This is a genomic window from bacterium (assembly GCA_016708315.1).
Lineage (GTDB): Bacteria > Zixibacteria > MSB-5A5 > CAIYYT01 > CAIYYT01 > JADJGC01.
In genome coordinates this window covers 41566-54402 of sequence record JADJGC010000009.1, presented here as the reverse complement: position 1 = coordinate 54402, position 12837 = coordinate 41566, and the positions used below count along the sequence as shown (strand labels likewise).

10 protein-coding genes are annotated in these 12837 nt (G+C 52.2%); 8 read left to right on the top strand and 2 right to left on the bottom strand.

What is annotated here, in order from left to right; genetic code table 11:
- Positions 1 to 51: 51 nt before the first annotated feature.
- On the top strand, positions 52 to 618 hold the full coding sequence (locus IPH59_09240) for a DUF4287 domain-containing protein (protein ID MBK7091892.1): 567 nt from the start codon (positions 52 to 54) through the stop codon (positions 616 to 618).
- On the opposite strand, the gene IPH59_09235 is transcribed toward IPH59_09240, so the two are convergent.
- Complete coding sequence (locus tag IPH59_09235; GenBank protein ID MBK7091891.1) at positions 615 to 1625, bottom strand: TerC family protein; 1011 nt, start codon at positions 1623 to 1625, stop codon at positions 615 to 617. The genes IPH59_09240 and IPH59_09235 overlap by 4 nt on opposite strands.
- Before the next feature lie 209 nt (positions 1626 to 1834).
- Here IPH59_09235 and gcvT point away from each other — a divergent pair, with 209 nt between their 5' ends.
- The 7 genes from gcvT to IPH59_09200 all read left to right on the top strand — a co-directional run bounded on the left by gcvT (position 1835) and on the right by IPH59_09200 (position 10175).
- Complete coding sequence (gene gcvT / locus IPH59_09230) at positions 1835 to 2932, top strand: glycine cleavage system aminomethyltransferase GcvT (GenBank protein MBK7091890.1); 1098 nt, start codon at positions 1835 to 1837, stop codon at positions 2930 to 2932.
- A gap of 4 nt (positions 2933 to 2936) precedes the next feature.
- Positions 2937 to 3683: a 2-phosphosulfolactate phosphatase gene (locus IPH59_09225; GenBank protein MBK7091889.1), complete on the top strand. Its 747-nt coding sequence runs from the start codon at positions 2937 to 2939 to the stop codon at positions 3681 to 3683.
- The gene (locus IPH59_09220; GenBank protein MBK7091888.1) at positions 3680 to 4588 is read left to right on the top strand and encodes a hypothetical protein; all 909 of its coding nucleotides are present in this window, start codon (positions 3680 to 3682) and stop codon (positions 4586 to 4588) included. Before IPH59_09225 ends, IPH59_09220 begins: the two co-directional genes overlap by 4 nt.
- Positions 4589 to 4699: 111 nt before the next feature.
- Positions 4700 to 5557, top strand: a complete 858-nt coding sequence (locus tag IPH59_09215; GenBank protein ID MBK7091887.1) for a tetratricopeptide repeat protein — start codon at positions 4700 to 4702, stop codon at positions 5555 to 5557.
- A gap of 55 nt (positions 5558 to 5612) precedes the next feature.
- Positions 5613 to 7715, top strand: a complete 2103-nt coding sequence (locus tag IPH59_09210; protein MBK7091886.1) for a BatA and WFA domain-containing protein — start codon at positions 5613 to 5615, stop codon at positions 7713 to 7715.
- Positions 7712 to 9601 carry an ABC-F family ATP-binding cassette domain-containing protein gene (locus IPH59_09205; protein MBK7091885.1) on the top strand — a complete coding sequence of 630 codons (1890 nt, stop codon included), beginning with the start codon at positions 7712 to 7714 and terminating at the stop codon, positions 9599 to 9601. The genes IPH59_09210 and IPH59_09205 overlap by 4 nt, the downstream gene beginning before the upstream one ends.
- Positions 9576 to 10175: a flavodoxin family protein gene (locus IPH59_09200; protein ID MBK7091884.1), complete on the top strand. Its 600-nt coding sequence runs from the start codon at positions 9576 to 9578 to the stop codon at positions 10173 to 10175. The genes IPH59_09205 and IPH59_09200 overlap by 26 nt, the downstream gene beginning before the upstream one ends.
- On the opposite strand, the gene IPH59_09195 is transcribed toward IPH59_09200, so the two are convergent.
- Positions 10172 to 12835, bottom strand: a complete 2664-nt coding sequence (locus IPH59_09195; GenBank protein MBK7091883.1) for a protein kinase — start codon at positions 12833 to 12835, stop codon at positions 10172 to 10174. The genes IPH59_09200 and IPH59_09195 overlap by 4 nt on opposite strands.
- Positions 12836 to 12837 lie beyond the last annotated feature (2 nt).

Below are 12837 nucleotides of genomic sequence, written 5' to 3'. Positions count from 1 at the left end.
AATAGTGATTGGGATTAGTTAGAACTGAAATCGAAACAAGGAGCACCAGCAATGGCAGACAAAGTTGACGCCGCAACGGCGACAATGATTAAGAACCTCGAAGAGAAAACCGGTAAGACTCTCGCCGAATGGGTCAAAATCGCCAAAGCAATGGGCGATGTCAAACATGGCCAGATCGTCAAGGAACTCAAAGAAAAACATGAACTCGGACACGGCTACGCCAACCTCGTCGCTCACTCAGCAGCCGGGCTTGTCGGTGAAAATGCAGTCGACAAAGATGACCTAGTTGCCGCACAATACGCAGGCGAAAAAGCCGGACTTCTCCCGATCTATGAACAACTCGTGAAAGCGGTATCAGCCTTTGGTGCAGATGTCGAAATCTCGCCGAAGAAAACCTATGTTTCCCTCCGTCGCTCCAAGCAATTTGGACTGATTCAGCCGACGACAAAATCGCGCATCGACATCGGCATCAACCTCAAAGGCACCGAACCGGGCGGCAAGCTCGAAGCCTCTGGCTCGTTCAACAGCATGGTCAGTCATCGCGTCCGCGTTGAATCCGCCGGCGATGTAACCAAGGAACTGATTGGCTGGTTGAAAAAGGCTTACGAAGCAGCTTAGCGAGCGGTTTCTTTCTTGGGGTACTTCCAGGATAAGATCACTGAAATCGCTATAATCCCGACAATGATTCCCAACGACCATGTAATCGGGAATTTGCCGTCGAATTCATTGTTGAGCCACACCATTTTGAGACCAACAAAGATAAGCACCAATGCCAGTCCGTACTTGAGCAAGTGGAATCGATTGACAATGTTCGCCAACAGGAAATAGAGCGCGCGCAGTCCGAGAATGGCAAAAACATTGGATGTGAAGACTATCAGTGGTTCCTTGGTGATGGCGAAAATTGCCGGGACTGAATCTACAGCGAAAATGATGTCGGAAAACTCAACCAGCACCAACGCCACCATTAATGGCGTGGCGTACCAGCGCAGGTCTCTCTTGAGAAAGAACCGCTCGCCCTCAACGGTCGGCGTAATCGGAAAGAATCGGCGCAGTAATCGCACCAGGGGATTCTTATCAGGCTCTATTCCTTTATCGGGAGTGAACATCATCTTGATGCCGGTGAGGATCAGGAACGCACCAAAGATGTAGACCACAATGTGGTACTCAAGCAGAACGGAACCCATGGCAATGAAGATCGCACGGAATATTAACGCCCCAATGATTCCATAGAATAGAACGCGATGCTGATATGCCAAGGGGATGGCAAGGTAGTTGAAGATCAACACGAAAACGAAAATATTGTCGACGGCCAGCGATTTCTCGACAATGAATCCGGTCAGGAACTCGAGACCGACAGCGCGTGCCGCTTGTTCGACATCGAATCCGGGAATTGCAGTTAGGCGCGGATTATCGGCAAATGCATAAGCTGAGTACTTGTAAAACAGGAAATTGAAGAGCAGCGCTAACGCGATCCAGATAATGCTCCAGGTCACTGCCTCTTTGTTCGAAACGGCATGCGCCTTGCGGTGAAATACGCCGAGATCAAGCGCCAACAACACCAGCACAAAGCCAGTGAAGGCAAGGTAAAACCACCAGTATTCAGAAAACGGAAAGAGTGTTCCCAATCAATCCTCTAAGCTATTCCCGCAATCACTCATCGACCACAATTACGAATCAATGTGGGTGTTTTGATTGAGCTCTTTCGACAGAATGGATAGTTTATTTCTCAACTTCTGCAATTGCCGCTGAATTCCGAAAAACCGATTGACCTTAGCTTTCTACGGTGTAATATAACACGTGAGTATCACAACTCAGAAAGTTGAGTTTGCATCCCATGAGTCAGATAAAGAAGACCCCGTTTACAGAGTGTAACGAAAAAGCTGGCGGCAAGATGGTCGAATTCGCCGGCTACTTAATGCCGATCCAGTATCGTTCAATCAACCAGGAACATCTTAAGGTTCGCCAGACCGTCGGCGCTTTTGATCTCTCCCATATGGGCGAGTTTTTTGTTCGCGGCGCCGGAGCGTTGGATTTCATCCAGAGCGTAACAACGAATGATGCGTCTGCACTCAAAATGAATCAGGTACAATACTCCGCAATGTGCTATCCACACGGAGGAATTGTCGATGATCTGTTGGTTTATCGCCTTCCCGATGAATACATGCTCGTGGTCAATGCCGCTAATCTCGACAAGGATTTCGCCTGGCTGATGGAGCACAAGCCCAAGGGTGTCGAAATGATCAATCGTTCCGACGAGCTTGGTCTTCTTGCCATTCAGGGACCCAAAGCCGAACAAGTTATTCGCAAGATCGCCAAATTCGATTGGGACAAAATCGGCTACTACGAATCTGGGCGTACCGTTTTCTGCGGCAAAGACACACTCTTCAGCCGCACCGGCTACACCGGCGAAGACGGCTTTGAAATCTACTGTGATCCTTCTATTGCCGTCCAATTATGGGAGCAGACTCTCGACGCCGGCAGAGAATTCGATATCGAGCCAATCGGCTTAGGCGCCCGCGACAGCTTGCGTCTCGAAATGCGTTACATGTTGTACGGCAACGACATAGACCAGACCACCAATCCAATTGAAGCCGGATTGGGCTGGATCTGCAAGCCCGAAAAGGGCGAGTTTGTCGGTCGTAAGCCGATCGTTGATATGAAAGAAGGCAAGCCGCCGCGCCGGATGCAGTCATTGGTACTCAAGGACAAAGCGATTCCGCGCCACGGCTACTCAATATTTGTCGGTGACAAAAATGTGGGGACAGTTACTTCAGGGTGCTTTAGCCCTTCACTCGATCAAGGAATTGCGCTGGGTTACGTTGACCGCGCATTTGGAAAAGTCGGCGAAACCGTTGACATCGATGTTCGCGGAAAACGTATTCCTGCCGAGGTGATCAAGGGCGGATTTTACAAGGACGGAAGTCACAAGTAGAAGAATGATCGTAAAGTTATATTTCAGTCCAGCGCCAGTGACCGATGCGAAGATTCGTGGTCGAGTCGCAGTGGTGATTGATGTACTGCGCGCGTCAACCTCGATCAGCACCGCCATTCAAAACGGCTGCCGCGAAATCGTGCCGGTTGCTTCGACCGGCGATGCCGCCGCTATGCGCGCCAATCTCGACAAGGGACAAGTGCTGCTTTGCGGCGAACGCGAAGGCCTCAAGGTTGAGGGCTTTGACCTCGGGAATTCGCCTTCAGAGTATACCGAAGAAATCGTACGCGACAAGGTGCTCATCTTTGCTTCGACTAACGGGTCACGCGCTATCCTGAAATGCGCCGCCTCCGCCCAGACCGTCGTATGCGGTTTCGTCAACCTTTCGATAATTGCCAAAACGATTCTTTCTGCACAAAAAGACGTCGCCGTCGTCTGTGCCGGTAGACAAGGCAACTTCGCGCTGGAGGACACCTTCTGCGGTGGCGCCTTGATCGACTTGCTGGTCGAATCAGGGCAGTTCACTGTCGATAATGATGCGGCGCAGGTTGCTCAAATGTTGTATAAGAATCGTGACAATTCAGTCGAAACCGTCATTGGTCGCGCCGACCATGCACGCTATTTGAAGGAATTAGGTTTTGGCGCCGATATTGTCACAGCCGCGGCACTGGACACCGTCAATGTCGTTCCGGTTCTGGTCGGGAATAAAGTGGTTGATCTGCAAAAACAGAGAGTCGAGGGTACTTTTTGAAGTTCATTTTGATACCGGTCATTCTTGCTATAGCACTTTTGACCCCTCTGTTGTCCGCTGCCGAAAAATCCCTCAATTTCACCTGCGATTTCATGGAAAAACTCGGGGATGCACCTTGGAAGGTGGTAGATAGCCGTGCCTATGCGGCGCAGCTCGACTCGACATTTCAGTTCAGCATGGGCAATTTCAGCTATCGACTCATTGCAAGGCAAGTTCGCGATACTGTTGTACAGATCGAGTCGCAGGTAAACTGCTTGTCGATTCCCAGCCGCAACTTCTTCGACACAAACATTCTCTTCCAGGGAGCTTCGATCTTTCACGATTCTGCACTGGTTCGCGGCAATTCAGTCTACCGTATCAGACTCGTGTATGATTCGATCGCCACGACACGCAATCACTGCGAGTATGCCTTCGGCGACAGCAGTTTCAAACATGATCCATCCGGCGACTTCGATTTCCACTTCGTCCGTGGTTCGCTTGGCGACTATCACTGGAACGCAATTCGCGATGCCTTTGAAAAAGACTATGACGGATTGATCGATCGCTTTCATATCTCTGACCGTACAAAGACGAACTTCTATATCTGCCCGTGCCCCCTTCCCGACATCGGCTGGGATCAACGCTGGGGAAATGGTTACGACTTTGCTCGGCACAATGTCTTTGCGCATTACGGTCATGGTGTCAATGAACTGCATCCCGAAGTCGTCTACATGATGCGGCTGATGCGCGTATTTGGTTATGCACCGGCATTTCTTCTTGAAGGTGCGGCTTCCAGCATGGAATACTGCGAAGTCTGGACCCGCGATGATTACAAGAACAAACGTCTGCCGGACATTACAACCTGGGGTGAAACCGGCAAATTCCGTAGCGTTGATCGCGAGGTTTCAGCCCATGCTGCCGGTTAGTTCGTCAATTATGTTTTCAACACCCGCGGACGCGACCGGCTCATTGACTGGTTCCAGAACGCTACCGACCTGACACTCAACGAAACATTCGCCAAGTCATACGGACAGCAGATGGCCGAAGTCGTTTCCGAATGGCATGGCTACCTCGATACCCTAACGCTGGCCGCCGGACCGCTCAGCTATTTTAGTTCCCGCGCCCAGATGTTTCTGCAGTATCCGAGAATGCTGATTTATGCCGAGAAAGCGCAAGCCGAGGGCGTCGACAGTATCTGGTCGGCGCAAACACTCTCAAGTCTATACTACACCTATGGTGATTTCAAGCGCGCCGGTGAAGCGCTGCAGCCGCTCTTGCGCGACACAACCAAGGCCTATCAAGCACGAATCTTCTATGCGAATATGCTGTTGGCGATGGGCGAGGTCGATAGCGCCAGAAATATCTATGAGAGTTTCGGAAAGATCGATTCTTCTCTACACACCGTTTACTACAAGTTGGGACTGATTGCTTTCAGTAGAGGCGAGTACCCGAAGGCACTTGAAGCTTTGCAGAAAGCACAGTCGATGACCAGGAACCCCGCATTCGGCGTCGATTACGATCTTGCACTTGGTGACATTTATGCCGCACTGAAACAGACCGATTCAGCGTCTGTCTGCTATCAAAGAGCCTTGGATCAATCCAAGCTTCTGGTCGGCGCCTATTCGGACAACTCGTTGCATCATCTCCGCGTCGGCAAAGCCGCCCTGCGCCTTAAAGCTCCCGAACTGGCGGAAACTGAGTTGGAGCTGGCGTTGTTCCTCGAAGAGCGGATGTTCTATGTCGGGCAAATCTTGCTGGCAAAAGGCGAACTTCTTGACCTCAAGAAAGACCGCAAAGCCGCGCGAGAGCAATATCAACAGATACTCGATATGCCGACCGGATATCTCGAAAAACAGCAGGCACGCAAGTACCTCAAGACTCCTTATAAGAACTAATGGGTCGCTTCAAGCGTATACCTCTTTACGAAACCGACTTGAGAATAAGGCATAGATGAACTTCATAAATCCATTCCTGCTACTTTTCGCCGCAGCCGCGTCAATTCCGCTGCTGCTGCATCTGTTCAACAAGCAGCGCGTCAAGGTCATCGAGTTCTCGACGGTCAAGTATCTCGTCAGCCTGCAGAAGACGCGAATGCGCCAAGTCAAGATTCGGCAGATTCTACTGCTGATTTTGCGCACGCTGGCACTTCTGGCTATCGCCTTTGCCTTCGCTCGTCCCACCACCGAGGGCGGATATCTTCCTGCATTGGGCGGCAAAACCACCACCACTGCTGTGATTCTTCTCGATGTTTCCGGTTCTTCCGCATCCGAAACTAATTCGGGCAGTTTCTTTGAAAGAGGCATCGAAAAAGCCGAAGCGATACTCGGCAACTTCACCGAAAAGGAGAAAGTCGTCATCATCGGATTTGCATCGACGTTACTCTACGACTCCGGTGTGCCGACTTCCGATTTTGACCGCCTCAAGGAAATTCTCAAGGCGATGACACCATCCAGTGCCGAAGCGATCCCTTCAACGGGCTTTGCGCGCGCATTCACACTGCTCAAAGAAGCTACTGATCCCAATCTGGAAGTTTATCTCATCAGCGATTTCCAGGGCGACGCTTGGCGTAACTTTGAATTCGACCTTTTTCAAACCGAGCGTATGGACGTGAAGCTCTTTGTGACCTCCACCTCTGGACCGGAAATCGACAACGTAGAGGCCGAGAAAGTCACGTTCCCCAATCAGATAATCACAGCAGGACGAGCATTCACCTTGTTCGGAGAAATTCGCAATCAAAAGGAAGACTCTCCTGCGGAAGTACTCGTATCGCTCGAAGTCAACGATACCCGGGTCGCCCAGACCGACCTTTCCATTCCGCCATCCGGTTCAGGCAAAGTGTCATTTAATTACACTCCGACTGAAGCCGGATTCCTTTATGGCAGTATCGCCATCGACGACGATGACTTATTGTCGGACAATCGTTCTCACTTCGCGATGCGGATACCTTCAGGCAGTAAGATTGCCTTGATCTCTGACGACGACCAGGAAGCGTACTTCACTCGCAACGCACTCGCACCATCAGAAAGCGAAAATCTATCGAAAGACATTTCCCTCTTCGGCGCTCTTCAGGCGAGTACTCTTAACCTGCGTGAATATGATGCCGCCATTGTCAATCTCAAGGGACGAATTCCGCAAGCGCTCGTCTCGTCGCTGATCAACTATGTCAACTCCGGCGGTTCGGTGCTATTCCTGATGCGCCCCGATTTAGATTTCGCCGATTTCTCCGAAAAGATCTCGTCGCCGTTGTTCGGACTCCAGGCACTGGAAGCTCCGCCAGTTGCAGCTACCGCGAGTGGCAAGTATCTGCTCAACAATTTCGATTTCGCTCATCCGCTGTTTTCACCATATCGTCAATTTGCCGCGGACAAACTTCCGCAGGCGGAATTCATCGGGCACTTCAAGACCAAAGAGTCCGCCAAGTCGACAGTGCTGGCGCGATTCTCCGACAATTCGCCCGCCGTCCTCGAAGCCAACATCGGCAAGGGCAAGGCGCTATTGTATACTTTCAGTCTCAACGACACCTACTCCGACATCGTTTTCCGTCCGCTGATGGTCATCATGTTGAATCGCTCGATCGAGTATCTCGTTTCCGAGCCGCTGAATCAACGTGAAATGCTTTTGGCTGGAAACGAAATCACCCGCGAACTCGGCCCGCAAGATGCCCGTCAATTTGTGCTGGTTTCCCCAAGAGGCGACACGACCAATGTTTCGGCGGCGATTCGAGCCGGCGCAGTTGTGTTTGATCTCGGTCGTTTGCAATACACCGGCGTCTATCAGATTCTTGGCGATGGCCGAACTGTGGATGTTTTTGCAGTCAATTTCCCGTCAATCGAGTCTGTACCGGCTTACGTCGATGCCGAGGATGTCGGCGCCAAGATTGCCGGGACCAGAGTCATCGTGCTCGACTACGAATCCAACCCGGCAGAGTCCATTGCCTCTGCGCGATTTGGCACAGAATTATGGAAGCTTTTCCTGCTCTTTGGCTTTATCTTCCTGCTGATTGAAATGGCTGTCGCCTATAGCGCGCGCACCGGGGAGGTAAGCACTGGTTGATCTATCTACAACTGGCAGGGATTCAGAAGAAATATAACGACGACCATCTTCTAAGGGGCGTTGATCTCCAAGTCGTTAAGGGTGAAAAGTACGGCCTAGTCGGCCCGAACGGCACCGGCAAAACTACCATCATCAAGATTGCGCTGGGGCGCGTTCTTGCCGATTCCGGCACGATCATGCTTCATAGTCAGATCAAGGTCGGCTATGTCTCGCAGGAAGACGAAATCGAATCGGACTATCCGCTCTTTCTCGCCATGCTTGAATCATACTCTGAACTCCTTGCAATCAAGAGCGCCATGGAAGAGATGGAAACTATCATTGCGCATGGTACTGCCGCAGATCTGGAAAAGTATGGCGAACTTCAGCACCAGTGGGAAGTGCGCGGCGGCTACAATCTCGATACCACCATCAAGAATACACTGATCGGCCTCGGGTTCAGCGAGGACGATTTCCATCGCCCGATCTCGAGTTTCTCAGGCGGTGAACGCAACCGCGCATCACTGGCGAAAGTACTGCTACACTCGCCGGACTTGCTTCTACTCGACGAACCAACCAACCATCTCGACATCGAATCAACTATCTGGCTCGAAAACTATCTACAGGCGTTCGAAGGTGCTTTGATTGTTGTGTCGCACGATCGTGTGTTCCTCGATCACGTTGTGAATAAGATTGTCGAACTTGAGCAAGGGAAGTTAGAGCTGTATCACGGCAACTTCACTGCGTACTGCGTTGAGCGCGCTGAACGACGCCGCCTGCTACTCAAGAAGTACTTGCATCAACAGGAAGAAATCGCGCGCATCGAAGATTTCATCGTCCGCAACATCGCCGGACAAAAGACCAAACAGGCGCAGTCGCGACGCAAGTCGCTCGCAAAGGTCGAACGAATCCAAGCGCCGACACACGATGCCAAGAAAGCAATCATCAAAATGTCGGCATCGCGGCGTGCTTACCTGTCGATCCTCAAGATCGAGGACCTTGCGTTTGCCTATGGTGATCGCGTTTTGTTTTCCGATGTCGAATTCGAAATCGAACGCGGTGATCGCGTTGCCCTGATTGGTCGCAACGGCACCGGCAAGTCGACGTTGGTGAAGGCAATCATCGGCGATCTGGATGTTCAAGACGGCAGTATCGAGATGGGCAAGAATGTCGATATGGAATATTTCGATCAAGAATTAGCGATGCTAAATCCCGATGAGACCGTGCTCGACACTGTCTGGAATCTCCAACCGCAATGGGATGCGTTTAAGCTTCGCAGCCATCTCGCGCGCTTCTTGTTTTTCGGCGAGGATGTTTTCAAGCAAACCAAGATGCTCTCCGGCGGTGAGAAGAAGAAACTCGCGCTGGCGTGGCTTCTGGCATTACCGGCAAACTTCCTGATTCTCGACGAACCGACAAACCATCTTGATATCGGTTCCCGCGAAGTTCTCGAAGAAGCCCTGCGCGAATTCGACGGTACTGTGTTGTTCATCAGCCACGACCGCTTCTTTCTTGATTCAGTCGCAACGCGCGTCCTTTCGCTGGAGAATGCCAAGATCATCGACTGGCGCGGCAAGTACTCAGAATATGTCGAACGCAAGAAGACGCAATCTGATGGCGGCTATGCCGGTGATCGACTGCAGAAACGCGATTCGTACAAAGAAGAACGCCGGCTCAAGAATTTGGCGACTGCGCGAAAGCGCCGAATCAAAGAGCTTGAAGACATAATTGCAATTCACGAAAGCGACATCGAACGTCTCAAGACAGAACAACTCGATGAAAAACACGGCGCCGACTGGTTGAAACTGGGCGAACTCGCGAAAGAACAACAGCGCGTACAAGTGCTGCTTGATAACGCCATGTGGGAGTACTATCAATTACTTGATGAAGAAGAAGCTGCTAATCGTTAACGGCTCGCCGCGTCACGGCAGTTCGACCGAAATTCTCGCCGAGCAATTCGAGTCGGGATTTCGTTCGGTGATTGCCGATGTCGAGGTTACTAATGTGCGTTTGAACGACCTCGAAATTATCCCGTGTCAATCTTGCGCCGTCGATCCGCGTCCGCTGTTGTGTATCTATAAGGATCAGCTCTACCCGGTCCTCGAGCATCTGCGCGAAGCTGACTTCGTTCTGTTGGCGTCGCCGATCCACTTCGATACGGTGTCTTCGCAAATGAAATTGTTCATTGATCGCTGTAATTGTTTCCGCCCGCCAAAGTTTGTGAAAGGCAAGGCAGTCTTCGACAATCAAGGCATCTTGAGTAGTAGGGGAGCCTACATATTGGTAGGTGGAGAGAGAGAGAAGTACGATGCCGCCGAACGTGTGATCGGCGGGTTCTTCATCTGGTGCGGTATTACGAAATCGGGGCGCGTGACCTATTCACACAGCGAGGACCGGCTTGGTTCGGTGAAACGCGATATGGCAAAACTCGAAGAGTGCTTTGCTTTCGGCGTCAACTGCGCGAGTGATCTTGCGTCATCTTAACGCTTCTTCAATTCTTCCAACCAATTCAGTACGACAACAAACTCGCCAGTAGCTTCGCCGGTTTGCGGCACATTTAAGATGAACTTCTGGGCATCCGCAGTCATATCCCAGCGAAATTGTGTCGTGCCGGTGAATGCCATGCGCTGCCGGAACAGCTTCTCCGGCCGACCGGCGTCGAAGTTCGGTCCGGAAGTGTTCACTTCCACAGACTTAAAGTCAAAGCTTCGGTTGGTATAGATGAGTTCTTTGCCGTCGGCGCGCCATTTTGCGTCCCACCCGTTGTCGGCGGATATCTGCCACTTACCGCCGGTAGGGCTCAAGTCGCGGACGAAGACCTCCCGCTGACCGGTCTCGGTACTCGAATAAGCCAGGTAGCGGCCATTAGGGGACAGAACGCCTGTCTGCTCGACAGCTGGAGTCTTAACCAGCGCAGTTACTTTGGTCGAGTCAGAATACTTGACGGTTATGACATCAAAGGCCTGATCCACAATCGACATAACAATCGTCTCTCCGTCCGCTCCCCAACATGACGCGCCACAGTTTTTCCCACTTGCTGCATAGATTGACCGCGGCACACCGACGCCATTGGCTTGTTGTTCAAAAACGCCGAAAACACCGCCGCCGTTTTGCGCATAGAGTATCCGTGTGCCATCCGGCGACCAAATCGGCCAGATTTCATCTTCCTCTTCAAATGTTAACCGTGAAGAGACCCCGCGGCGAAGATCGCGAATCCAGATGTCCGATTTCTGACTCCGGGTGTCGCCCATGCCAAACGCCAATCGGTTTCCATCCGGAGAGATCGCCAGGTCTTCGTAGTCTGCTAAGTCGCCCTCCGTGCCCAGTTCCTTGCCGTTTCGGTCGAACCATGTCAACAGGCGATTTGCTGTTCCCATGGCGCCGGTACGATAGACCAGTTGGCCTTTTTCGGAGATGCTGAAATTGGACATCTCATTTTGCGAAGATATATTTTCGGCTATCGGAATCGCTTCGCCAACCAGCTCCATCTTGCCGAAGTCAAACTTTGTTGTATAGAGCACTCCATCGCGACTGTGAATGAGCTGACCATCAGGAGTTATCTCCAGACGGCTGTATACTCGCCCGATTTCCTTATCCATTGTGCCGTCGAGCGCAGCAACATGCAAAGCCTGACCGCCCCTCGTCCTCGACAACGAATCGCCAAACGACAAATAGAAGAAGTGCTCGCCATTGGGCAGGAAACACGGCCACATATGATACTGCTCGCCCTTTTCTCGCCTGATCGTCGTCGCACCTGTGACTGTTCCACCACCTGCCGAAACTCTCCGAATCGAATCGTTAGTGTCTCCGTCAAACACGATAACGCCGGACGCTCCCCACGTCCCATCAGCGCCGCCGTTGGCATCGCAGATCAATTGCACTGGGCCGCCAAGGGCTGCTATCTTCTTTAGCTGGTTGCCGGCGAAGAAGGCGAGAGTTTTGCTGTCGGGCGACCAAAATGGCCGCTGTGCGTTTTCGGTTCCCGGCAGTGGATAGGCTTCCAAGGCATTCAAAGGGCGCACGTAGATTCGCAGCACAGACGCAGAATCACGTCCCTGAAATGCCAACATCGTCCCATCGGGAGAAAGTCGCGGCCAAGTTATGACCAGCATTTTCTCCGGTACCGGAATCGAGAACTTTGTCGTGACAATCTCCGGTTTTGGTTGAGTGAAGTGGATGAATGCCAACGCCGCCAGTGCCAGCGTGGCTACGGAGGCGATGATCCAACCGAGCTGCAACTGCCGTTTGCGGTGCGCCGCTACCGGAGCCGGCAAGCCGACTTGCGAGCCGCCTTCGTTGACCCACTGCAAAGTTCTCTTTAGATCGCCGGCAGATTGCCAGCGATGGTCGGGGTCTTTGGCAAGGCATTGCTTGATCGCCCGCTCCAACATTGGCGGAGTCATCGTCTGTAGTTCGCTCAAGGGGCGCGGTTCTTTGGTCAGTATCGATGCAATCAGACTGGCCTGACTCGTCGCTTGAAACGCCCGCTGTCCAGTAGCCATTTCATATAACACCGCTCCGAACGCGAAGATATCACTGCGGAAATCGACTTCTTTTCCTTCGAGCTGTTCCGGAGACATGTACTGAATCGTGCCGATGATGGTGCCTTCGCCGGTGAGCGGAGTCGTGCGGGTGATACCGCTCATGCCCTCGACGACGCCGTCGTGAATCTGTAGTTTGGCCAAGCCGAAATCGAGCAGCTTCGCGCCGTTCTTCGTGATGATGATGTTTTGCGGCTTGAGATCGCGATGCACCAGTCCCTGGCGATGGGCGTGCTCAAGCGCGTCGGCGATTTCGATGCCGTAGCGCAGCAGTTCAACCTGACCCAACGGTCCGGTCTTGAGTTTGTCGGTGAGAGTCTGGCCCTCGAGGTACTCCATTACGAGATAGTCAATCCCGTTCTCGCGGCCGATATCGTGCAGTGTGCAGATATGCGGATGATTGAGGCTGGAGATGGCTTTGGCTTCGCGTTCAAACCGCGACCGCAATGCGGCATTGTCGGCATAGATCGCGGGAAGCACTTTGATGGCGACGGTGCGGTCAAGGCGCGTGTCATGGGCTTTGAACACTTCGCCCATGCCGCCTGAGCCGGCGCGGTCGATTACTTTGTAGGGTCCGATTTGTTGTCCGGGGGACAGACTCATGA

Coding starts and splice junctions, on each gene's coding strand:
- IPH59_09240 (MBK7091892.1), top strand. CDS start 52: ATGGCAGACAAAGTTGACGCCGCAACGGCGACAATGATTAAGAACCTC.
- gcvT (MBK7091890.1), top strand. CDS start 1,835: ATGAGTCAGATAAAGAAGACCCCGTTTACAGAGTGTAACGAAAAAGCT.
- IPH59_09225 (MBK7091889.1), top strand. CDS start 2,937: ATGATCGTAAAGTTATATTTCAGTCCAGCGCCAGTGACCGATGCGAAG.
- IPH59_09215 (MBK7091887.1), top strand. CDS start 4,700: ATGGCCGAAGTCGTTTCCGAATGGCATGGCTACCTCGATACCCTAACG.
- IPH59_09210 (MBK7091886.1), top strand. CDS start 5,613: ATGAACTTCATAAATCCATTCCTGCTACTTTTCGCCGCAGCCGCGTCA.
- IPH59_09200 (MBK7091884.1), top strand. CDS start 9,576: ATGAAGAAGAAGCTGCTAATCGTTAACGGCTCGCCGCGTCACGGCAGT.
- IPH59_09195 (MBK7091883.1), bottom strand. CDS start 12,835: ATGAGTCTGTCCCCCGGACAACAAATCGGACCCTACAAAGTAATCGAC.